The organism is Variovorax sp. AB1(2024), from assembly GCF_037482385.2.
In the GTDB taxonomy this organism is placed as follows: domain Bacteria; phylum Pseudomonadota; class Gammaproteobacteria; order Burkholderiales; family Burkholderiaceae_C; genus Variovorax.
Genome location: NZ_JBBHKP020000001.1, coordinates 1162228 through 1184443 on the forward strand (window position 1 = coordinate 1162228; position 22216 = coordinate 1184443).

Consider the following 22216-nt stretch of genomic DNA (forward strand, 5'->3'; position numbering starts at 1 on the left):
CTCCGGATTCTTCAGGCGCTGCCCCGCAGCGCCCGCCGGTACTGCACCGCCTCCGCCAGATGCTCCACCTGCACCGCCTGCGCCGACCCCAGGTCCGCGATCGTGCGTGCCACCTTCAGCGCGCGGTGCGTGCTGCGCGCGGACCATCCCAGCTTGGCCGCCGCGTTGAACATGAACTTGCGGGCCGCATCGTCGAGGCCGGCGTGCTGGTCGATCGCGCTGCCCTGCAGCGACTGGTTGGCGTACCCCTGGCGCTGCATCGCACGTTCGCGCGCGGCGATCACCCGGCCGCGGATGCTCTCCGTCGATTCGCCGGGGGGCGCGTCTAGCAGTTGCTGCGCCGACACCGCGGGCACCTCGATGTGCAGGTCGATGCGGTCGAGCAGCGGGCCGCTGAGCTTGCCCTGGTAGCGCGAGATCTGGTCGGGCGTGCAGCGGCAGGCTTTTGAAGCGGAACCCAGGTAGCCGCAAGGGCAGGGGTTCATCGCGGCGATCAACTGGAATCTGGCCGGGAATTCGGCACTCCGGGCGGCGCGGGCAATGGTGATGGTGCCGGTTTCCAGCGGCTCCCGCAGCGCCTCCAGCGCCGAGCGGGCGAATTCCGGAAACTCGTCCAAGAAGAGAACGCCGTGGTGCGCGCGCGAGATCTCTCCGGGCCGGGGCGGAGAACCGCCACCTACGAGTGCCACCGCGCTGGACGTGTGATGCGGCGCAGACGTGGGCCGGAGCATCCAGCGCTCCGTCGCGAAGCGGCCGCCCAGGCTGGCCACCGCCGCGCTCTCGAGCGCCTCCTCGATGCTCATGGCCGGCAGCAGCCCCGCGAAGCGCTGCGCGAGCATCGACTTGCCCGATCCCGGCTCGCCCATCATCAGCAGGCTGTGGCCGCCGGCCGCGGCGATTTCCAGCGCGCGTTTGGCGCCCGCGTGCCCCTTGACGTCGGCCAGGTCGGCGTAGCGCGGTGCGCTGGCGCCGGGCGCCGCACGGATCCGCGCCCAGCCGTCGGGCGGCGGATCGGGCCATTGCGAGGCTGCCTCGGTGTCGACCACGAACTGCCGCACCACATCCAGCAGATGCCGTGCGCCATAGACCTCGCCGTCGGGCACCAGAGCGGCCTCGTGCGCACTGTCCAGGGGCAGCACCAGCCGCGTCGCCACGCCGCGCGTGTGCAGGGCCAGCGCCATGGCCAGGGCGCCGCGCACCGGCCTCAGCTCGCCCGAGAGCGACAGTTCGCCCGCGAACTCGTGTCCGGCCAGCCTGGCGCCGTCGATCTGCCCGCTGGCCGCGAGGATGCCCAGCGCGATGGGCAGGTCGAAGCGCCCGGAGTCCTTGGGCAGGTCCGCGGGGGCCAGGTTCACCACTATCTTCTTGTTGTTGGGGTATTCGAGCCCCGCGTTCTGGATAGCCGAGCGCACGCGTTCGCGGGCTTCCTTGACCTCGGTTTCCGCCAGGCCGACCAGCGTGAAGCTGGGCAGGCCGTTGGCCAGATGCACCTCGACCGTGACACTGGCCGCTTCCAGCCCCAGCAAGGCTCGGCCCTGCACCAAAGACAAACTCATTTCTCTCCCTGTCCCCAAGATGGTGCGTCCATCTGTGGTGTGTCCGCGGTGGTGCGAACCTGTTGAAAGCCGCAACCGCTCGAAACAAGCGTTGTAACGATTTCGCTCACAACACGACGCGGGCGAGTCGCATGGGGCACAGGTATTTGTGCAGTTTGGCACGCTCCCTGCTTTGAGCCTCTCAGGTCCAACAACACACTTGCGAGGAGTTTCCCGATGACGCACCGTACCGCCGCCAAGGCGATGATCGTTCTGGCCGCTGCATTGACCGCTTCGGGCGCAGCCCTGGCCCAGGCGACGACCGATGCCCCGGCCGCCGCGCCCGCCCCGGATTTCACGGGCAACGTCTCGCTGACCACGAACTACAAGTTCCGCGGCCAGGACCAGGACATGATCGGCAAGAACGACTACGCCAAGACCAAGGGCTTCAAGCCCGCGATCCAGGGCGGCTTCGACTACGCCTTCGGCAGCAGCGGCTTCTACGTGGGCAACTGGAACTCCAGCGTCAACTGGCAGAAGGGCAACAGCATCGAGAGCGACATCTACGGCGGCTACAAGTTCAAGGCCGGCCCGCTCGACATGGACGTGGGTGCGCTCACCTACATCTACCCGGGCAACTCGGCGGGCAACACCACCGAGCTGTACGTCGGCGCGACCTATGCCAACGAAACCTTCGGTTCGTTCACCGCCAAGTACTCGCACACCGTGTCGAAGGACTACTTCGGCTACGCCGGCAACAAGGCCGGCTCGGGCCTGAAGGGCACCAACACCGGCTACCTGAACCTGTCGTACAGCAAGGAAATCGTGCCCAAGGTCACGCTGAAGGCGGCCGTGGGCTACACCAACATGTCCAGCGACATCCGCAGCCTGGGCTACAAGAGCTACGTGGACTACAACGTGGGCGCGAGCTACGACTTCGGCAACGGCCTGTCGCTGACCGGCTCGGTGCAGGGCGCCAACAAGAAGAGCTCGTACCTCGCGGTGTCCAACCCGGGCATCGACCTCGGCTTCGGCCCCATCGGCCAGACCACCTACTCGCCGAACAAGGCGCGCTTCATCCTCACGCTGACGAAGACGCTGTAAGCAGCAGAACAACGAGATGCGGCCCAAGCTGCCGCATCGTTTCATTTCCATCCAAAGGAGAAAACTCATGAAGCTGGTCACAGCCATCATCAAACCGTTCAAGCTCGACGAGGTGCGCGAAGCACTGTCGGCCATCGGCGTGCAGGGGATCACCGTCACCGAGGTGAAGGGCTTCGGACGCCAGAAGGGCCACACCGAGCTCTACCGCGGCGCGGAGTACGTGGTCGACTTCCTGCCCAAGGTGAAGATCGAGGCGGCCGTCTCCGACGACCTCGTGGATCGCGTGATCGAAGCCGTCGAAGGCGCCGCCCGTACCGGCAAGATCGGCGACGGCAAGATTTTTGTCTACAACCTCGAGCAGGTCGTTCGCATCCGCACCGGCGAAACGGGCCGCGAAGCCCTCTGATCGAGTCCTGGCCCGAAAGAACAACGATTATGAAAAAACTGCTTGTCTCTCTTGCGCTCGGCTTGAGCGTGCTTGCCGCCGGTACTTCCGGCTTCGCACAGACCCCGGCAGCGCCTGCTGCCGAGGCACCGGCCGCAACGGCTCCCGCAGCGGCAGCGCCCGCCGCGGCGGCTCCGGCCGATGCAGCCGCGGCACCCGCCGCAGCGGCGCCCGCGGCCGCACCCGCCGCTGCCCCGGCTCCGAAGATCGACTCCGGCGACACCGCCTGGATGCTGACTTCGACCCTCCTCGTGATCCTGATGACCATCCCCGGCCTCGCGCTGTTCTACGGCGGCCTGGGCCGTTCGAAGAACATGCTGTCGGTGCTGATGCAGGTCTTCGTGATCTTCTCGCTCATCAGCATCCTGTGGGCCGTCTACGGCTACAGCCTGGCCTTCTCGGGTGACGGCAACTTCTTCGGAGGATTCGACAAGATCTTCATGAAGGGCATCACGCAGGAAACCTTCGGTGCGCTGACCACCATTCCCGAATACGTGTTCGTCGCCTTCCAGGGCACGTTCGCGGCCATCACCGTGGCGCTGATCGTCGGCGCCTTCGCGGAGCGCGCCAAGTTCTCGGCCGTGCTGCTGTTCTCGGTGCTGTGGTTCACCTTCAGCTACGTGCCGATCGCCCACATCGTGTGGGGCGGCGGCCTGCTGGGCAAGGACGGCGCGCTGGACTTCGCCGGCGGCACCGTGGTGCACATCAACGCCGGTGTGGCCGGTCTCGTGGGTGCCTACATGGTCGGCAAGCGCGTCGGCTACGGCAAGGAAGCGTTCACGCCTCACTCGCTCACGCTCACCATGGTCGGCGCTTCGCTGCTGTGGGTCGGCTGGTTCGGCTTCAACGCCGGCTCGGCTGGTGCCGCCAACGCCCTGGCCGGCCTGGCCTTCATCAACACGGTGCTCGCCACCGCTGCCGCCGCGCTGTCGTGGATCCTGGGCGAGAGCCTGCACAAGGGCAAGGCCTCGATGCTGGGTGCAGCATCCGGTGCCGTCGCCGGCCTCGTGGCCGTCACGCCCGCCGCCGGTTTCGTCGGCCCGATGGGTTCGATCGTGCTGGGCCTGCTGGCCGGCCTGGTCTGCCTGTGGGGTGTCGGCGGCCTGAAGCGCATGCTGGGTGCGGACGACGCGTTCGACGTGTTCGGCGTGCACGGCGTGGGCGGTATCCTGGGTGCCATCCTGACCGGCGTGTTCGCGGCCAAGGGCCTCGGCGGCACCGGCGGCGCGACGCCCGACACCTTCTCGATGGGCGCGCAAGTCTGGATCCAGATCAAGAGCGTGGCGCTCACGGTCGTGTGGTCCGGCGTGGTGGCCTTCATCGCCTACAAGATCGCCGACCTGACCCTCGGCCTGCGTGTGTCGGAAGAAGAAGAGCGCGAAGGCCTCGACATTTCTTCCCACGGCGAAACCGCATACAACAGGTAAACCGAAGCCCCCTTGCAGGGGGCAGCACCTGCGGCCCGGCAGAGCCGGTTCCGCGGTGCTACTGAACTGAAGAACAAGTTTTTCAAGCGAGGTCTCCTTTGGATGTTCAGCCCGCAAGCGCTCCGGCGCCGGCGGGCTTTTTTTTGGCCGCAGGCGCAATGGGCGGGAGCACAATCGGCCCACCATGTGGACCTCCATCGAAGACAGCCTCTGCGAGCTCGGCGAATCGCCGTTCTGGCACCCTCAGGAACGATCGCTCTACTGGCTCGACATTCCCGGCCGCGCCGTGCTGCGAACGCGCGGCGACATCGGCACGCCGGGCGCCACGGTCGAGCGCTGGGCCCTGCCCACCGAGCCCGGCTGCATGGCACCGGCGCGGCGCGGCGGCCTCGTCATTGCGCTGCGCGACGGCATCTACCGTGCGCGCGAATGGGGCGGCGAGCTGGCCGCGATGGCGCGCGTGGAGCACGACGTGCGCACCATGCGCTTCAACGACGGCAAGTGCGACGCGCTGGGCCGCTTCTGGGGCGGCTCGCTCAACGAGGCCAAGGACCGGCCCAACGCCGCGCTCTACTGCCTCGACGCGCGCAGCGACACCGGCATCTCGCCCACCATCACGCAGATGGCCAACCAGGCCACCACCGCCAACGGCCTCGCCTTCTCGCCCGACGCCCGCACCCTCTACTGGGCCGACACCGCGGCGCACGTGGTGCATGCATGGGACTGGGACGCCGAGGCCAATTCGCTCTCGCATGTGCGAGTGTTCCAGCAGTTCGGCGCCAAGCCCGAAGGCTGGACGCCCGCGTCGCCGCTGCACTACGACGGCCGCCCCGACGGCGCCACCATCGATGCGCAGGGCCACTACTGGGTGGCCATGTTCGAAGGCGCGCAGCTGCTGCGTTTTTCGCCCTCGGGCGAGCGCGTGGCCTCCGTCGCAGTACCGGTGCAGTGCCCGACCATGCCCTGCTTCGGCGGCGACGACCTGAAGACGCTGTTCGTCACCAGCGCCCGCAAGGGCCGCCCGGCTGACGAGATCGCGCAGCGCCCGGCCTCGGGCATGGTGATCGCGATGCGGGTCGACACGCCGGGACTGCCGGTGAGCTTCTTCGAAGACTGAAGGCCGAAGAGGGTTCTCAGGCGCGCATGGCTCTGCAGCACATTCCGCCGATCCAGTGCCTGCTGACCTTCGAGGCGGTGGCGCGGCTGCGGCATGCGGGCCGCGCGGCCGACGAGCTGTGCGTCACGCCCAGCGCGGTGAGCCACCGCATCCGCCAGCTCGAGGCGCACGTGGGCTTCAAGCTGTTCGGGCGCAGCGACTTCAGCCTCACGGCCGACGGCGCGGCCTATCTTGCGAACGTGCGCACCGGGCTTGCCGCACTGCAGGCCACGCCGTTGGGCGGCGGCGCGGCTCAGCGCGCGACGCGCCTTCGCATCGCCGTCACGCCGACCTTCAGCCGGCAGTTCCTCATGCCCCGGCTCGAGCTGTTCCGCAACATCTATCCCGACATCGAACTGGTGCTGCAGGTGTCCATTCCGCTGCTCGACGTGACGGCCGAGCAGGCCGACCTGGAGGTGCGCTACGGCCCCGGCGGGTACGCCGACTGCGAGCACCGCCTCGTGCTCGAGGAGCAGGTGGTGCCCTCCTGCAGCCCGAGCTACCTCAACGAGTTCGGGCCGTTCCACGGCTTTCGCAGCGCGGCCGAGATCGCAAGCGCGCGGCTGATCCGCAGCCCGCTCGAGCCCTGGGGCACCTGGTTCGCGAGCTGCGGGCTCGACCAGCCCGAGCCCCACGTCGGCTCGCAGTTCAACGACCTGGGGCTGGTGTACGACGCCGCTGCCAGCGGCTTCGGCGTGGCGCTGGTGCGCCAGAAGATGGGCGCGGCGTGGTTCGAGTCGGGGCGGCTGGTGGCGCTGTCCGACCGGGCGGTGGCGTCGCCGCACCGGCACTACATCTGCTGGCAGCCGGGCACGCTGGAACGCTGGGAGTGCGCGGCCTTCGCCGACTGGCTCGAACAGAGCCTGCGCTGACGCCGCCGGCAAAGTTCTCTCAAGCACCCGGCAAAAATCCATCAACCCGGGGCTGCCGGAATGTCCGTAGAGTGCGGTACACCCGAGACATCCGCGAACAGAAGAAAAGAGGCCCGCCGATGAACGCGCCGCTCACCCCCACGCACCACGATTCGCTACAGAAAACAGAGCGCCAGTCCCAGGTGGTCCGCGCGCTGCAGGCGCACCTGCCCGCCCACGCGCTGATCTGGCACGACGAAGACACGACGCCCTACGAGTGCGACGGCCTCACCGCCTACCGGGCGCGTCCGCTGGTGGTGGCCCTGCCCGAGACCGAGGCGCAGGTGGCCGCCGTGCTCAAGACCTGCCACCAGCTCGGCGTTCCCGTGGTGGCGCGCGGCGCGGGCACCGGGCTGTCGGGCGGCGCCATGCCGCACACCATGGGCGTGACGATGTCGCTCGCCAAGTTCAACCGCATCCTGAAGATCGACCCGGTGAGCCGCACGGCGGTGGTGCAGTGCGGCGTGCGCAACCTGGCCATCAGCGAGGCTGCCGCGCCCTTCAACCTCTATTACGCGCCCGATCCGTCCAGCCAGATCGCCTGCACCATCGGCGGCAACGTGGCCGAGAACTCGGGCGGCGTGCACTGCCTCAAGTACGGCCTGACGCTGCACAACGTGCTGCGCGTGCGCGGCTTCACGGCCGAGGGCGAGCCCCTCGAGTTCGGCGGCGACGCGCTCGACGCACCGGGGCTCGACCTGCTCGCGCTGGTCATCGGCAGCGAGGGCATGCTGGCCGTGACCACCGAGGTCACCGTCAAGCTGGTGCCCAAGCCGCAGCTCGCGCGCTGCATCATGGCCAGCTTCGACGACGTGCGAAAGGCCGGCGACGCGGTGGCCGCGGTGATTGCGGCGGGCATCATCCCGGCGGGGCTGGAAATGATGGACAAGCCCATGACCGCCGCGGTCGAAGACTTCGTGCGCGCGGGCTACGACCTCGACGCCGCCGCCATCCTGCTGTGCGAATCGGACGGCACGCCCGAGGAGGTGGAAGAAGAAATCGGCCGCATGACCGCCGTGCTGCGCGGCTGCGGCGCCACCGCCATCGCCTGCAGCACCAGCGAGGAAGAGCGCATGAAGTTCTGGAGCGGGCGCAAGAACGCGTTTCCCGCATCGGGCCGCATCAGCCCGGACTACATGTGCCTCGACTCCACGATTCCGCGCAAGCGGCTCGCCGACATTCTTCTGGCCATCCAGGAGATGGAGAAAAAATACAACCTGCGCTGCTGCAACGTGTTCCACGCGGGCGACGGCAACCTGCACCCGCTGGTGCTGTTCGACGCCAACGACCCCGACGAGCTGCACCGCTGCGAGCTCTTCGGCGCGGACATCCTGGAGACCAGCGTAGCCATGGGCGGCACGGTGTCGGGCGAGCATGGCGTGGGCGTGGAGAAGCTCAACAGCATGTGCGTGCAGTTCACTGCGGCGGAGAACGAGCAGATGTTCGGGGTGAAGCGCGCGTTCGATCCCGAAGGGATGCTGAACCCCGGCAAGGTGATCCCCACGCTGCAGCGCTGTGCCGAGTACGGCAAGCAGGTGGTGCGAGGGGGGAAGTTGTCGCATCCGGATCTGCCGAGGTTCTGATGAAGGGTTGTCTTGTTTTTTCTTGTCGGGCTCGTTCGGGGCGCGCTCACGCCGACGGGGTACCTTGCTCCGCGAATGTCCCCCGGCCTGCGGCCTCCTCCTTTATTTCGCTGCGCAAGGTACCCCGCCGTCGTGATCGATGGACGCAGCGGTTGATCCGACAGCACGGGGAGAGCGCCCGATGTGCACAGGGCGCCGGGTGCTCCCCGCAGCGAAATAAAGGAGGAGCCGAAGGCGGGGGACATTCGCGGAGGGGAGTACCCGGTGGCCTGTGCACTCGCCCCGAACAACAACATCAAAGACAACAAGCCCGATGAGCATCGACACCGCCCTCCACCAGATAGTCGAGCGCATCCGTGCCGCCGCGACACAAGCCACGCCCCTGTCCATTCGCGGCGGTGGCACGAAAGACTTCTACGGCGAAACGCCGCCAGGCGAGGTGCTCGACACGCGCTCGCTCACCGGCATCACCAGCTACGAACCGAGCGAACTGGTCGTCACCGTGCGGGCCGGAACGCCGCTTGCCGAACTCGAAGCGGCACTCGCCGACAAAGGCCAGTGCCTGCCTTTCGAACCGCCGCGCTTCGGCAACGACGGAACCGTCGGCGGCATGGTCGCGGCGGGGCTCAGTGGCCCTGCGCGAGCCAGCGTCGGGGCAGTGCGCGACTACGTGCTCGGCGCCACGCTCGTCAACGGACGCGGCGAGGTGCTGAGCTTCGGCGGCCAGGTGATGAAGAACGTCGCGGGCTATGACGTGTCGCGCGTGCTCGCGGGCTCGCTCGGCACGCTGGGCGTGATCGCGGAGGTGAGCCTCAAGGTGTTGCCTGTCCCGCCGGCCGAAGCCACGCTCGAATTCGCCTGCGGCCAGGCCGATGCGCTGCGGCTGCTCAACGAGTGGGGCGGCCGGCCGCTGCCGCTGAATGCGAGCTGCTGGTTCGAATACGCCGGCGCGGGCGCGCTGTACCTGCGGCTGCGCGGCGCCGTCGCCGCCGTGGAGGCCGCATGCGCGCATCTGGGCGGCGAGCGCAAGGACGACCTGCGCGCGGCCGCCGACTGGCAGTCGCTGCGCGACCAGCAGCTGCCGTGGTTCTCCGCCGACGAAGGCGGCGATGCGCTATGGCGCCTCAGCGTGCCGCAGACCGCGCCCGTGCTGGCGCTCGACGGCGCCGCCGCGCCGCTCATCGAATGGCACGGCGGCCAGCGCTGGTACAAGGCGCCGCCCGGGCAGGCCGTGCGCATCCGCGAGATCGCACGCGCGGCGGGCGGCCATGCCACGCTGTTCCGCCTGCCTGCCGCTGCCGCGCAAACCCACGTACCGCGGTTCGACAGCATGAGCGCGCCCATCGAACGCATCCAGCGCGCGCTGATGCGCGAGTTCGATCCGCACGGCCTCTTCCATCGCGGCCGCCTGCTCGCGTCCTCCTGAGCACGACAAGAACAACCATGCAAACCGAACTCGCCCCCGAATTCCGCGGCACCGACGAGGGCCGCGAGGCCGAAGCCATCCTGCGCAAATGCGTGCACTGCGGCTTCTGCACCGCCACTTGCCCGACCTACCAGCTGCTCGGCGACGAGCTCGACGGACCGCGCGGGCGCATCTACCTCATCAAGCAGGTGCTCGAAGGCAAGGCGCCGACGCGCAGCACGCAGCTGCACCTCGACCGCTGCCTCACCTGCCGCAATTGCGAGAGCACCTGCCCGAGCGGCGTGCAGTACGGCCACCTCGTCGACATCGGCCGCAAGATCGTCGACGAGAAAGTGCCGCGCCCCGCGGCCGAATCTGCGAAGCGCTGGCTGTTGAAGGAAGGCCTGCCGTCGCCGCTCTTCGGCCCCGCGATGAAGCTCGGCCAGGCTGTGCGCGGCCTGCTGCCCGAGGCCCTGAAGGCCAAGGTGCCCGCGAAGCAGGAAGCCGGTGCCTGGCCCACCGCCACGCATGCGCGCAAGGTGCTCATGCTCGCGGGCTGCGTGCAGCCGTCGATGATGCCGAACATCAACAGCGCCACCGCGCGCGTGCTCGACGCGGCCGGCATCCAGGCGCTGATTGCGCCCGAAGCGGGCTGCTGCGGCGCGGTGAAGTTCCACCTGAACGACCAGGACGGCGGCAAGGCGCAGATGCGCGCCAACATCGACGCCTGGTGGCCCTTCGTGGAGCGCAACGAGGTCGAGGCCATCGTCATGAACGCATCGGGCTGCGGCGTCACCGTGCGCGAGTACGGCCACATCCTCCAGCACGACACGGCCTACGCGCTGAAGGCCGCGCGCATCAGCGAACTCACGCGCGACCTGAGCGAGCTGCTGCCCGACCTCGTGCCCTTGCTAAAGGCCCGCGTGAAGGCGCCTGCGGGCGTGGTGGCCTATCACCCGCCCTGCACGCTGCAGCACGGCCAGAAGCTGCGCGGCGGCGTCGAGACGCAGCTGCGCGCGCTGGGCTTCGACATGCGCGTGGCCATGAACGAATCGCACCTGTGCTGCGGCTCGGCCGGCACTTACTCGGTGCTGCAGCCCGAGCTGGCCTACCCGCTGCGCGACCGCAAGCTCGGGCACCTGAAGCAGCTGCAGCCGAAGGTCATCGCCTCGGCCAACATCGGCTGCATCACGCACTTGCAAAGCGGCAGCGGCGACACGCCTGTGCGGCACTGGATCGAGCTGCTGGACGCCGCGCTGGACGCGGCCTGATCGCACAGCAGGGGAGGGCGCGGTCCGACTCGCGCGAAGGCGCGTGGCGGCGCATCATGGCGGCACCGATTTCGCAAGGAGCCAGTGCCATGTCCCATGTTTCCGCCCCCCTCGTTTCTTCTTCCAGGCTGCTGCGGCGCGCGCTGCTCGCGGGCATCTGCGCAGCCGGCGCCGTGGCGGCGCAGGCACAGGGCGCCATGCCGGCGTGGCAGGGCGCCGGCTCGGCACGCTATGTGTGCGGCGGCATCGGCTCGGACGAATCGCAGGCGATGCGCGCGGCCATGAAGGAACATCCGCTGGCGCTGCTGTTCGCACGTGCCGACGGCGCCTACCTGGCGAATGTGGACGTCACGATCAAGGGCGGCGACGCCAGCAACGCCGCGGCGCTGGCGTTCCGCGCCAACGGCCCGGTCTGCCTGGTCGACGTGCCCGCCGGGCGCTATGTCATCGATGCGTCCACGGCCGGTGGCGCCGCGAAGTCCCAGACGGTGACGGTGGGCAGCGGCGGCTCCAAGACCGCCGACTTCCGCTTCTGACGGCTTGCGGCGGGGTCAGCCCGCCGCCGCCAATGCCGCTTCCACGTCGCGCGTGAGCGAAGCCGGCGTGTCCAGCGGCGCATAGCGCTTGAGCACGGTGCCGTCGCGCCCGACCAGGAACTTCGTGAAGTTCCACTTGATGGCGGTGCTGCCCAGCAGGCCCGGCTTTTCCTTGGTGAGCCACTGGTACAGCGGCGCGGCATTGCTGCCGTTGACGTCGATCTTCTCCATCATCGGAAAGCTCACGCCGTAGTTCCTGGTGCAGAAGGCGCCGATTTCCTCGTTGGTGCCTGGGTCCTGCGAGCCGAACTGGTTCGACGGGAAACCCAGCACCGTGAGCCCCTGGTCCGCGTATTTTTCGTGCAGCGCCTCGAGGCCGGCGAACTGCGGCGTGAAGCCGCATTTGCTGGCCGTGTTCACGATCAGCAGCACCTTGCCCTTGAAGGCGGAGAGCTTCACCGGCTTGCCGTCGATCTGGTTGGCCTCGAAGTCGTAGATGCTGGTCATGCGGGTTTTTCCTCAGGTGGGAGCGGGAGCGCGATCATCGCGCGGCACGGGCGTTCGCGCAAACGCCGACCAGAGGGCGCCCAGCACGATCAGCGCGCCGCCCATCAGGATGCGCGCGTCCAGCGTGGCCGCGCCCAGCGCCACCGACGACACGCTCGCGAACAGCACTTCCGACAGCATGATCACCGAGGTCGCGCTGGCCGCCAGCCGCGACGCGCCGTATTGCAGGCACACGTTGGCGACGATGAAGCCCGTGCCCAGCAGCGCGGCCCAGCCGAGCCAGCCGGGCGACGCCAGCATCGGCGAATCGATGGCGCCGAAGGCCGTGCCCGCCAGCGCGGCCACGCCCGCCACCGTGGAACAGCCGCAGAACATGGCGAGCGCGCGCGATTCGCCCGGCGCCGCGCGCAGGCGGCGCAGCACGATGTTGGTCACCGCGAAGCTGAAGCCGGCGCCCACGCCCAGCCAGTCGGGCAGGCTCGACGGCACCGGCCAGTCGGTGCCGGGCGCCTTCAGCACCACCACCACGCCGGTGAGCGCCAGCGCCACCCGCGCCAGCGCGCCGCCGGTGGGCCGCTCGCCCAGCAGCAGCCAGCCCAGCAGCACGCTCCACAGCGGCATCAGGTAGAACAGCAGCACCACGCGTACCACGTCGCCCTGCGTCACCGCCCAGTTGAAGCCCACGTTGGTGAGCCCGGCCGCCAGCCCCAGCAGCACCAGCCCCGGAAAAGCCGCGAAGCCCCGCCAGGCGTGACGCCGCACGAGACCCATCACGACCGCGATGGCCAGGTAGATCAGGCAGGTGGTCCACAGCGGATGCAGCCCATGGCCGGCCATCTGGCGGAACGGAAACCAGGCAACGCCCCAGACGAAGGCATTGAACATCAGTGCGAGGGCGGGCATGACGGCGCGTATTTCTCAGGAACACCGCGGAACCGGCTTTGCCGGGCCGCCGGTGTTGCCCCCGGCGAGGGGGTAGGCGAAGCGACACGAAGTGCGCGCAGCCTGGGGGAGTTCAATGATGCTTGTCGCTGCGGGCGATGGCCAGCAGGTGTTCGACTTCTTCCGGGTACTTCTTCAGGTTGTTCTCGTGCCAGCGCTTGATGATCCACATGCAGCCGGCCACCACGAGGCCGAATGCGCTGATCGCTCCGTAGGCCGACAGGCCCAGGCCGGTGCACACGCTGTAGAAGGCGCCCAGCAGCAGGATGCAGGCCTGCTCGTTGAAGTTCTGCACCGCGATGGAGCGGCCCGCGCCCATCAGGTTGTGGCCGCGGTGCTGCAGCAGCGCGTTCATCGGCACCACCAGGAAGCCGCCGAGGCCGCCCAGCATGATGAGGAACGGCACCGCCAGCCAGACGTTGCCGATGAAGTTCATCGCGATCACCATCAGCCCCATCGCGATGCCCATGGGGATCACGCGGGTGGCCATGTCCAGCCGCATGCGCATCGACGCCACGATGGCGCCCACGGCGGTGCCGATGGTCACCACGCCGGTCAGCGCCGAGGCCTGGGTGGTGTTGTAGTCCAGCGCCAGCGCGGCCCACGCCAGCACGATGTACTTGAGGTTGCCGCCCGCGCCCCAGAAGAGCGTGGTGGTGGCCAGCGAGATCTGGCCGAGGCGGTCGCGCCAGAGGCGGGCGTTGCAGTGCCAGAAGTCGGGCAGCAGCGCGGCGATGTTGCGCGCCAGGCCGTGCTCGGGGTTCGAGCGCAGCGGGCGCATCTCGACACCGGTGTGCGGAATGCGCGTGTTGAACCACGCGGCCAGCGCGTAGACGAAGATCAGCACCGTGATCGCCGCCTCGGCCGGCGAGTTGATGCCGGTGTCGATGAACGGGAAGTCGAAGGCCAGCAGCTTGCTGGACACCGCATGGCCCACCAGCGCGCCGCCGAGCACGATGCCCAGCAGGATCGAGGCGATGGTCAGGCCCTCGATCCAGCCGTTGGCCTTGACCAGCTGGGAGGCCGGCAGCAGCTCGGTCAGGATGCCGTACTTGGCCGGCGAATACGCCGCCGCGCCCAGCCCGACGATGGAGTAGGACAGCAGCGGGTGCGAGCCGAACAGCATCATCAGGCAGCCGAGCACCTTGATCGCATTGCTGATGAACATGACCTTGCCCTTGGGCAAGGCGTCGGCGAAGGCGCCCACCAGCGGGGCGAGCACCACGTAGAAGACCGCGAAGATCGGTACCAGTGCGGCCCGCTGCCATTCGGGTGCGCCCGAAGTCCGCATCAGGTCGACCGCAACAACGAAGAGCGCTTGGTCGGCCAGCGACGAAAAGAACTGGGCCGACATGATCGTGTAGAAACCGCGCTTCATCGATGGGCTGGCTGGCCAGAGGGTCTGCTGGCGGTAGTGAAAAAGTGTCGCGTCCGAGGCGAATGGGCGGTTATAGCACGGGGGTGCGGCGCGCAATTGCGCATCCCCACGGTGTTCGACCCCATTCCCGAAGGTGCTAAAACGTGGTCTGCATTTTCTCCGACTTGCCAGAGCCCCCATGCCGCGCCCCATTCTCGCCACCGTCCACACCGACGCGCTGCGTCACAACCTCGAGCGCGCACGCCGCTCGGCCCTCGAAGCCCGGGTATGGGCCGTCGTCAAGGCCAATGCCTATGGCCATGGCATAGAGCGGGTCTATGAAGGCCTGCGCGGGGCCGACGGCTTCGCGATGCTCGACCTGGCCGAGGCCGAACGCGTGCGCGCGCTCGGCTGGCGCGGCCCGGTGCTGCTGCTCGAAGGCGTGTTCGACGCGCGCGACCTGGAGCTGTGCTCGCGCCTGGACCTGTGGCACGCGGTGCACTGCGACGAGCAGATCGACATGCTCGCCGCCCACAAGACCCTGAAGCCGCAGCGCGTGTTCCTGAAGATGAATTCGGGCATGAACCGCCTGGGCTTCACGCCCGAGCGCTTCGGCTCCGCCTGGACCCGCCTCAACGCGCTGACCCAGGTCGACGAGATTTCGCTCATGACGCACTTCAGCGACGCCGACGGCCCGCGCGGCATCGCCCACCAGCTCGAGGTGTTCGAGCATTTCACGCGCGACCTGCCGGGCGAGCGCTCCATCGCCAACAGCGCGGCCACGCTGCGCCACGCCAGGCTGACGCGCGGCGACTGGGTGCGCCCCGGCATCGTGCTGTACGGCAGCGCCCCCGACTACCCGGAACACGACGCCGCGCACTGGCAGCTGCAGCCGACCATGACGCTGTCGACCCAGCTCATCGGGGTGCAGACGCTGAAGGCCGGCGACACCATCGGCTACGGCTCCAGCTTCACGGCCGAGGGGCCGCTCACCATCGGCGTCGCGGCGGTCGGCTATGCCGACGGCTATCCGCGCCACTGCACCACCGGCACGCCGGTGCTGGTGAACGGCGTGCGCACCCGCATGGTCGGGCGCGTGAGCATGGACATGATCACCGTCGACCTCACGCCGGTGCCCGACGCCGGGTTCGGCAGCGAGGTCACGCTGTGGGGCAACTCGGCGAAGACCGGCGCGGTGCTGCCCATCGACGAAGTCGCGCGGGCCGCCGGCACCGTCGGCTACGAGCTCATGTGCGCCGTGGCCCAGCGCGTGCCCTTCGCCGCCGCCACCGAAGGCGAATGAAGGTTCTTTCCAACTGGCGCTCCGTGCGCCTTTGGGAAACGCAGGTCGAACGCGACCTGCACCGCAACTACAGCCTGCGCACGCACGGCATCCTGATCGGCAGCTTCACGCTGCTGCTCATGTGGTGCGTGTCGGCGCTGCAGATGCACCTGCTGCACGTCGATTCGCTGGCGGTGCGCTACTTCCTCACGCTGGGCGTGGGGTACCTCGGCTACCTGCTGGTGCTGCGCTGGTGGGCCAAGCGGCTGGTCGAGGGGCGGGCGCTGGATGTCGACCTCGATGCGCCCGATGTCGAGTTCGGCGGCGGACGCGGCGGCGGCAGCGGCAGCGGTTCGCACGGCCACGTGAACCTGGGGGACGGAGGAGGTGGTGGTGGCGGTGACGGCGGCCTTTCCGACATGGTCGGCGGCGCGCTCGAAGTCGCGGGCAGTGCCGACGAGGGCGCGATCATCGTCGTGCCGATCGTCGCGGTCTTCCTGATCTGCGTGGCCGTGGTGCTCGGCGCGGGGTCGCTGGTGCTGCTGTACTTCAGCTGGGACGCGCTGCTGGCGGTGGCGATCGAGATCGCGTTCTCCTACGTGTCGGCGCGCGCCGCGGTGCGCGTGGCGCGCGAAGGCTGGCTCATGGCCGCCGTGCGGCTGACGTGGAAGCCGCTGCTGGGCGCGGTGATCTGCGCGGTCGCGCTCGGCGCGCTGCTCGATCGCTTCATGCCGCAGGTCAACTCGCTGCCCGAGGCCGTTCGCGTCCTGACGAAGACGCACTGAGCGCGCCCAGCAGGTGCTCGATCAGCACCCGGCACTTGGGCGCCATGAAGCGGTCGGGCGGGTGCAGGATGTAGGCGTGCCCGCGATAGTTGCCCTGGAACTCCCAATCGGCCAGCACCCGCACCACGCGGCCGTCGTCCAGTGCCGGCCGGGCGATGAACGCCGGCAGGCAGGCCACGCCCAGCCCCGCGAGCGCGCCGTCAAGCCGCACCTCGCTGTGGTTGGACACATAGCGCCCGCGCACCACCACCTCGGCCTCTTCGTCGCCCTGCCTGAAGCGCCAGTGGTTGTCGCGCTCGTGCTCGCCCAGCGACAGGCAGCTGTGCGCCGGCAGATCGAGCGGATGCGCGATGGCGCCATGCCGCACCAGATAGGCCGGCGCCGCGCACAGGATGTGCTCGACCGCCATCAGCCGGCGTGCCACCAGCCCCTCGGGCGGCTCGGTGGTCAGCCGTACCACCAGGTCCACGCCCTCGCGGATCGGGTCGACGTCGCGGTCGGCCACCACGAGCTGCACGTCGACCTCGGGGTAGCGCCCGAGAAAGTCGAGGATGTGCGGATGCAGCACGCGCCGCGCGAAGGCCTTCGGCGCGCTGATGCGCACCAGCCCGCTCGGCGTCTTCGAAAAGCGCTGCGCGATGTCCATCGTGCCCTGCGCCGCCAGCACCAGTTCTCGGCAGCGCGCGAAGGCCTCGGCGCCGGGCTCGGTCAGCCTCAGCTGGCGCGTGGTGCGCTGCAGCAGCTGCACGCCGATCTCCTTTTCCAGACGCTTCACCTGCCGGCTCGCGGCCGAGGGCGTCATGCCCAGCAGATCGGCTGCCGCGGAGAAGCTGCCCAGCTCGGCGACCCGCAGGAAGGTCACCATCTCGGGCAGCACTTTGAGAAATGAATTCGTTCCCACGACGCAATAGTCCTGTTCCGGCCGATGGCTGTGCGGCCCGGTTGATGCCCGGAACAATTCCCCCTGGGTTGTTCATCGACGGCGGGCCGACAGTATGGATTCAAAGACGCGGGCAGGCATCGGCTCGGCCGAAATCATGCTGCTGCTCGTGGCGGCCGTTTGGGGCGGCAGCTACGCGGTGGCCAAGCAGGCGACGCAGCAGTTGCCGGTGCTGGAGTTCATCGCGCTGCGCTTCGGGCTGACTTTCGTGGTGCTGCTGCCGGCGCTCGGGCCGCTGTTCGGGGCGCAATGGCGCCAGGGCCTGGCGGTGGGCGGGCTGCTCGGCGCCAACCTGCTGGCGATCTTCGTGTGCGAGACCTTCGGCGTGTCGCTGACCAGCGCGAGCAACGCGGCCTTTCTCGTCAGCCTGTGCGTGGCGATCACGCCCTTCGTCGAATGGTGGCTGCTGGGCCGGCGGCCGGCGCGGCGCGTGTTCTGGGCGGCGGGGCTGTCGGCGCTCGGCGCGGCGATGCTGTCGGCTACTTCGCCCGCCGACCTGTCGCTCGGCTGGGGCGACGGGCTCATGGTGGCCGCCGCCTTCCTGCGCGCTGTGATGGTGTGCCTGACGCGCCGGCTGGCCGGCCGCCACGCGCTGCCGGCGCTGACGCTCACGGCGGTGCAGGCCGGCGTGATGGCGCTCGGCGCGGCGGCGATCGCGCTGGTCGCCTCGCCGGCCAACGGCGCGTGGCACATGCCGCCGGCCACCGCGTCTTTCTGGTGGGGCATGGCGTACCTGGTGCTGCTGTGCACCGTGTTCGCATTCTTCGCGCAGAACCGTGCGGCCTCGCGCTCCAGCCCGAGCCGGGTGTCGCTGCTGATGGGCAGCGAGCCGGTGTTCGGTGCGCTGATCGCGGTGCACGGGTTCGGCGAGCGCATCGGGCCCTGGGGATGGGCCGGGGGCTTGCTGATCGTGGCGGCGGCGTGGTGGGTGACGCTGCCCGGGCCCGATCACCGTTGATTCAGGCCGCTTCCCTTCTCGGCCGCCAGGCGATGACGCCTTCCGTGCGCGCCCGCACTTCCGGCGTGGCGAGGCAACTGGCGACGGCTTCGTAGCCGGCGGCGCCAGGGTACGGCGCGACGAGCGTCGGCGGGCTGTGGTTGGCGGGGCAGAGGATGATCGATTCGTCGTCGCCCACCGCGGCCAGGTCGAGGATCACGCAGGAGCGCGTGAGCATGAAGAGCGGCCTGACGCCTGGGCCGCGCCGGCGCAGGTGCGCGATGAGCGCCTGCTGGGTCGCAGGGTCCAGCCCCTGTTCCACCAGGTCGACCACCAGCGCCGAGGGTCCTTCTGCCGCCAGCCCGGCCAGCAGGGCGGCCAGCGCGTCGGAGGCCGTGGCGCCGTCCTCCACCAGCCACGCCAGGGCTTCGGCGACAGCCGGTGCGACAGCCGGTGCGAGGGCCGCGCCGGGGCTCGCCGTCCGGTCCAGCCCGAGGAATGCGGCGCCCGGAATGGTCTCGGCCAGGCGCATCGCCAGCCGTGTCTTGCCGCTGCCCAGCGGGCCGACGATGTAGTTCAGCGGCCGTATGCCGCGCAGCTCGAAGCGCTCGCCGCCCCAGGGCCACGGCAGATCGAAGGCGATGCAAAGCCCCTCGGCCGGCTTCAGCAGGCGCGCCAGCTCGCCGGCTGCCGGCGCCTGGCCGCGCGCGAGGCCGGCACGCAGGCCGCGCACTTTCTCCATGGTGTCGCCGAGCTGGCGAACGCGCCCCTCGAGCATCGCCTGGTGCGCCGCCAGCGCCGGCTCCAGCCCCGCGGCGTCGCCTTGCAGCACGCGCGCCACCTGCGCGAGGCTCAGGCCGAGCTTGCGCAGCGCGGCGATCTCCGCGCCCCGGGCCATTTCGCCGGGTCCGTAGGAGCGCCAGCCGGCCTCGGTGCGGGCCGGCGTCAACAGCCCGCGCTGCTCGTACAGGCGCAGCGCCTTGGCGGAAACACCGAGCCGCCGGGCGGCCTCGGCAGGGTTCAGGAATCGGGCGGCTGGAGAATTCACGAGATCACCTCTTGGCTTGGAACGGACAGCGCCTTTATCGAGGCGGCCGCAGGGGCCGGGTCAAGCGATCTTGCGACGGGGGCCCGGATCGGCTCAGTACAGGCCGAGCTGCCGCGTCCTCAGGCGCGCCAGCCCCAGCAGCGCGTCGGTGAACGGCGTCGCCACGCCGGTCAGTTCACCCAGCTCGCGCACCACGGTCACCAGCGCGTCCAGTTCCACCGAGCGGCCGGCTTCCACGTCCTGCAGCATCGACGTCTTGAACGCGCCGAGCTTCATGGTGACGGCGTGCCGGTCTTCCGGGCTCTGCGTGATCTCGATGCCGATGCGGCGGCCGATTTCCTTGGCCTCCAGCATCACCGCCGAGATGAAGCCGCGCACATAGTCGTCGCCCATGATGAGGTCGGTGGTGCAGCCCGTCAGCGCGCTGATCGGGTTCACCGTCATGTTGCCCCACAGCTTGAACCACACGTCCTTCTGGATCTGCGGCGACAGCGTGGTGTCGATGCCCGCGGCGCTGAGCAGCTCCACCAGCTTCCGCACGCGCGGCGTGGCCTCGCCCGAAGGCTCGCCCACGATCAGCCCGTTGCCGAAGTGATGCCGCACCACGCCCGGCCCGTCGAGCGAGCAGCTCGCGTGCACCACGCAGCCGATCACGTTGCGCGACGGAATGGCCTTGGCGATGGCGCCTTCGGGGTCGACCGCCGCGAGCCGGTGGCCGGTGATCTCGCCGCCGAAGCCGCCTTCCAGGAACCACCACGGCACGCCGTTCATCGCCACCAGCACGATGGTGTCGGCGCCGATCAGCGGCCCGATGCGCTCGGCCACGCCGGCCAGCGCGGGCGCCTTCACGGCGATGACCACCAGGTCCTGCACGCCGAGGTCGGCAGGGTCGGCCACCGCGTTGACGGGCACGCGCGTGCGCACCTCTCCACCCGTGCTGCCGCGCATCAGCGACAGGCCGTCGCGCCGCAGCGCCTCGAGCGTCGCGCCGCGCGCCACCACGTTCAGCCGCTGGCCCGCCTGCGCCAGGCCGGCGCCGATCCATCCGCCGATGGCACCGGCGCCGTAGATGCAAATCTTCATGGGAAAGCTCGCCTCAGTTCAGTTGCGGTACGAAGGGTCGATGCGGTCCACCTGGCGCACGAGCGCATTGAACACATCCTGCCCGGCGCCGTGCTCGGGGCTGAACTGCAGCGCGTCGCGCGTGCAGCGCTGCGCGATCTCCTCGCTCACCGGAATGGCCGCGCCCATCGAGAAGGTGGCCATCTGGATCTCGCAGGCGCGCTGCAGCGTCCACAAAATCGCGAAGGTCTGCGGCAGCGTCTGCCCCCAGGCCAGCAGGCCGTGGTTGCGCAGGATCACCGCGTTGCGGTCGCCGATGCTCCTGAGCAGGCGCGGGCCTTCGTCGGCATGGATGGTGATGCCCTCGAAGTCGTGGTACGCCACCATGCCGTGCAGCTGGGCGGTATAGAAGTTGGTCTGCTGCAGCCCGCCCTGCAGGCAGGCCACGGCCACGCCGGCGGTGGTGTGCGTGTGCATCACGCAGTGCGCGCCGGGCAGGCCGTCGTGGATGGCCGCGTGCACCGTGAAGCCGGCCGGGTTCACCGGGTAAGACGAACCGTCGAGCACCCTGCCCCGCAGGTCGATCTTCACCAGGTTGCTGGCCGTGACCTCGCTGTAGTGCAGGCCGAAGGGGTTGATGAGGAACTGCTTCTCGCCGCCCGTCACGCTGTCGGGCAGCCGCACCGTGATGTGGTTGTAGATCATCTCGACCCAGCCCAGCATCGCGAACACGCGGTAGCAGGCCGCGAGCTCCTCGCGCGCGGCGCGCTCGTCGGGGTGGATCGAGGGATGGACCAGCGCCGAGGCGGCCGGGGTGGCGAGAGTGTTCATGGCAGTTCCTTTTAAATGGCTTGCTCGTTGTGCTTTCCGAGGCTTTCGCGGGGAACACCGCGGAACCGGCTTTGCCGGGCCGCTGGTGTTGCCCCTTGAGGGGGATTCGGCTACACGAAGTGAGCAAGAAACGGGGTGGTCCTATCCCTCCGCTGTAAAGCCGACGTCCTTCACGATCGGGCCCCACTTGGCGGTGTCCTTCTTCAACAGTTCCGTCAGCTCGGCGGGCGTGGAAGACATCGCTTCCAGGCCGAAGGTGCCGAGGCCGTCGATCACGTCCTTCTGCGCGAGCGCGTTCTTCATCGCCGTGTTCAGCTTCGCCACCAGCTCGGGCGAGGCCTTGGCCGGCAGGAAGAAGGCGAACCACTCGCTGTGCGCCATGTCCTTCAGGCCCTGTTCGCCGAAGGTGGGCACGTCGGGCACGAAGCGGCTGCGCTTGGCGCCCGACACGCCCAGGATGCGCACCTTGCCGGTGGGCAGGTGCTGCGTGATGTCGCCGATGGGCCCCGACACCGCGGAGATGTTGCTGCCCAGCAGGTCGAGCATGGCCGGCTGCGTGCCGCGGTAGGCCGCGTGCTTGAGCTCGACGCCGCCCTTCTTGCCCAGCAGCGCGCCGATGAAGTGCGGCGTGGAGCCGGATGCCGGCGAGCCGTAGTTGGCGCCGGCCGGGTTGGCCTTGGCCCAGGCCAGGAACTCCGGCACGGTCTTCACGCTGGCCGGCACGGCCGGGCCCACGGCAAAGCCGAAGTCGAACACGCAGGCCAGGCTCACCGGCGTGATGTCAGTCACCGGGTCGTACGGCAGCTTCTTGTAGATGTGCGGGTAGATCGTGAGGATCGAGGTCGGCGTCTGCAGGATGGTGCTGCCGTCGGCCGGGCGGCCCTTCACGTAGCCCACCGCGATCTGGCCGCCCGCGCCGGTGCGGTTCTCGACCACGGCGGTCTTCGCGTACTCGGGGCTGAGCTTGGTCGCCAGGCGACGGCAGGTGGTGTCCGACGTGCCGCCGGCCGCGAAGCCGGTGACGATGGTCGCGGTCTCTATGTGTGTCGTCGCCTGCGCGAAGACGTTCTGGCCAAGGCTGGCCATCAGGGCGGATGCACTGGAGGTCTGCAGGATCTGGCGGCGCGTGAAGCTCATGGTGTCTCTCTCCGG

General features: G+C 69.2%; 21 protein-coding genes. 12 read left to right on the plus strand and 9 right to left on the minus strand.

Annotation, left to right across the window (positions count from 1 at the left end):
• Positions 1-11: 11 nt before the first annotated feature.
• Positions 12-1556: a YifB family Mg chelatase-like AAA ATPase gene (locus tag WIX39_RS05590; protein ID WP_106936122.1), complete on the minus strand. Its 1545-nt coding sequence runs from the start codon at positions 1554-1556 to the stop codon at positions 12-14.
• A gap of 216 nt (positions 1557-1772) precedes the next feature.
• Between WIX39_RS05590 and WIX39_RS05595 the strand changes: the two genes are divergently transcribed.
• From WIX39_RS05595 to WIX39_RS05635, 9 genes are all read left to right on the plus strand, one after another.
• Entirely contained in the window at positions 1773-2639 is an 867-nt protein-coding gene (locus WIX39_RS05595) for a TorF family putative porin (protein WP_081268199.1), read from the plus strand.
• A gap of 67 nt (positions 2640-2706) precedes the next feature.
• Positions 2707-3045 (plus strand): P-II family nitrogen regulator, encoded by a 339-nt coding sequence (glnK, locus tag WIX39_RS05600; protein WP_007833403.1) that lies wholly within the window; start codon positions 2707-2709, stop codon positions 3043-3045.
• A gap of 29 nt (positions 3046-3074) precedes the next feature.
• Entirely contained in the window at positions 3075-4511 is a 1437-nt protein-coding gene (locus WIX39_RS05605) for an ammonium transporter (RefSeq protein ID WP_106936121.1), read from the plus strand.
• A gap of 184 nt (positions 4512-4695) precedes the next feature.
• Positions 4696-5628, plus strand: a complete 933-nt coding sequence (locus WIX39_RS05610) for an SMP-30/gluconolactonase/LRE family protein (protein ID WP_106936120.1) — start codon at positions 4696-4698, stop codon at positions 5626-5628.
• A 26-nt stretch (positions 5629-5654) separates the two neighbouring features.
• On the plus strand, positions 5655-6539 hold the full coding sequence (locus WIX39_RS05615; protein WP_106936119.1) for a LysR substrate-binding domain-containing protein: 885 nt from the start codon (positions 5655-5657) through the stop codon (positions 6537-6539).
• A 119-nt stretch (positions 6540-6658) separates the two neighbouring features.
• A complete protein-coding gene (locus tag WIX39_RS05620) occupies positions 6659-8161 on the plus strand; it encodes an FAD-linked oxidase C-terminal domain-containing protein (protein WP_409194632.1) in 1503 nt (500 codons plus the stop codon).
• Positions 8162-8474: 313 nt separating this feature from the next.
• Positions 8475-9587 (plus strand): glycolate oxidase subunit GlcE, encoded by a 1113-nt coding sequence (gene glcE / locus WIX39_RS05625; RefSeq protein ID WP_199851864.1) that lies wholly within the window; start codon positions 8475-8477, stop codon positions 9585-9587.
• Between the two features lie 17 nt (positions 9588-9604).
• Positions 9605-10837, plus strand: a complete 1233-nt coding sequence (glcF, locus tag WIX39_RS05630) for a glycolate oxidase subunit GlcF (RefSeq protein ID WP_106936117.1) — start codon at positions 9605-9607, stop codon at positions 10835-10837.
• An 89-nt stretch (positions 10838-10926) separates the two neighbouring features.
• Complete coding sequence (locus WIX39_RS05635) at positions 10927-11373, plus strand: carboxypeptidase-like regulatory domain-containing protein (RefSeq protein WP_106936116.1); 447 nt, start codon at positions 10927-10929, stop codon at positions 11371-11373.
• Between the two features lie 15 nt (positions 11374-11388).
• On the opposite strand, the gene WIX39_RS05640 is transcribed toward WIX39_RS05635, so the two are convergent.
• The 3 genes from WIX39_RS05640 to lplT form a co-directional block, all read right to left on the minus strand.
• Positions 11389-11880: a glutathione peroxidase gene (locus tag WIX39_RS05640; protein WP_081270047.1), complete on the minus strand. Its 492-nt coding sequence runs from the start codon at positions 11878-11880 to the stop codon at positions 11389-11391.
• 12 nt (positions 11881-11892) lie between these two features.
• The gene (locus WIX39_RS05645) at positions 11893-12783 is read right to left on the minus strand and encodes a DMT family transporter (RefSeq protein ID WP_409194633.1); all 891 of its coding nucleotides are present in this window, start codon (positions 12781-12783) and stop codon (positions 11893-11895) included.
• A 112-nt stretch (positions 12784-12895) separates the two neighbouring features.
• Entirely contained in the window at positions 12896-14200 is a 1305-nt protein-coding gene (lplT, locus tag WIX39_RS05650) for a lysophospholipid transporter LplT (RefSeq protein ID WP_081270045.1), read from the minus strand.
• Positions 14201-14378: 178 nt separating this feature from the next.
• Here lplT and alr point away from each other — a divergent pair, with 178 nt between their 5' ends.
• Positions 14379-15482 (plus strand): alanine racemase, encoded by a 1104-nt coding sequence (gene alr, locus WIX39_RS05655; protein ID WP_106936113.1) that lies wholly within the window; start codon positions 14379-14381, stop codon positions 15480-15482.
• On the plus strand, positions 15479-16246 hold the full coding sequence (locus tag WIX39_RS05660; RefSeq protein ID WP_409194634.1) for a hypothetical protein: 768 nt from the start codon (positions 15479-15481) through the stop codon (positions 16244-16246). Before alr ends, WIX39_RS05660 begins: the two co-directional genes overlap by 4 nt.
• On the opposite strand, the gene WIX39_RS05665 is transcribed toward WIX39_RS05660, so the two are convergent.
• Complete coding sequence (locus WIX39_RS05665) at positions 16200-17147, minus strand: LysR family transcriptional regulator (RefSeq protein ID WP_409194635.1); 948 nt, start codon at positions 17145-17147, stop codon at positions 16200-16202. The two genes, WIX39_RS05660 and WIX39_RS05665, sit on opposite strands and share 47 nt — an antisense overlap.
• A 94-nt stretch (positions 17148-17241) precedes the next feature.
• On the opposite strand from WIX39_RS05665, the gene WIX39_RS05670 reads away from it, so the two are divergent.
• Complete coding sequence (locus tag WIX39_RS05670) at positions 17242-18144, plus strand: DMT family transporter (RefSeq protein WP_409194636.1); 903 nt, start codon at positions 17242-17244, stop codon at positions 18142-18144.
• Position 18145: 1 nt separating this feature from the next.
• On the opposite strand, the gene WIX39_RS05675 is transcribed toward WIX39_RS05670, so the two are convergent.
• From WIX39_RS05675 to WIX39_RS05690, 4 genes are all read right to left on the minus strand, one after another.
• Positions 18146-19171 (minus strand): MerR family transcriptional regulator, encoded by a 1026-nt coding sequence (locus tag WIX39_RS05675; protein ID WP_409194637.1) that lies wholly within the window; start codon positions 19169-19171, stop codon positions 18146-18148.
• Positions 19172-19264: 93 nt separating this feature from the next.
• A complete protein-coding gene (locus tag WIX39_RS05680) occupies positions 19265-20254 on the minus strand; it encodes a 2-dehydropantoate 2-reductase (RefSeq protein ID WP_106936108.1) in 990 nt (329 codons plus the stop codon).
• An 18-nt stretch (positions 20255-20272) separates the two neighbouring features.
• Positions 20273-21064, minus strand: a complete 792-nt coding sequence (locus tag WIX39_RS05685) for a class II aldolase/adducin family protein (RefSeq protein ID WP_081270039.1) — start codon at positions 21062-21064, stop codon at positions 20273-20275.
• A 141-nt stretch (positions 21065-21205) separates the two neighbouring features.
• Positions 21206-22201, minus strand: a complete 996-nt coding sequence (locus WIX39_RS05690; protein ID WP_081270038.1) for a Bug family tripartite tricarboxylate transporter substrate binding protein — start codon at positions 22199-22201, stop codon at positions 21206-21208.
• Positions 22202-22216 lie beyond the last annotated feature (15 nt).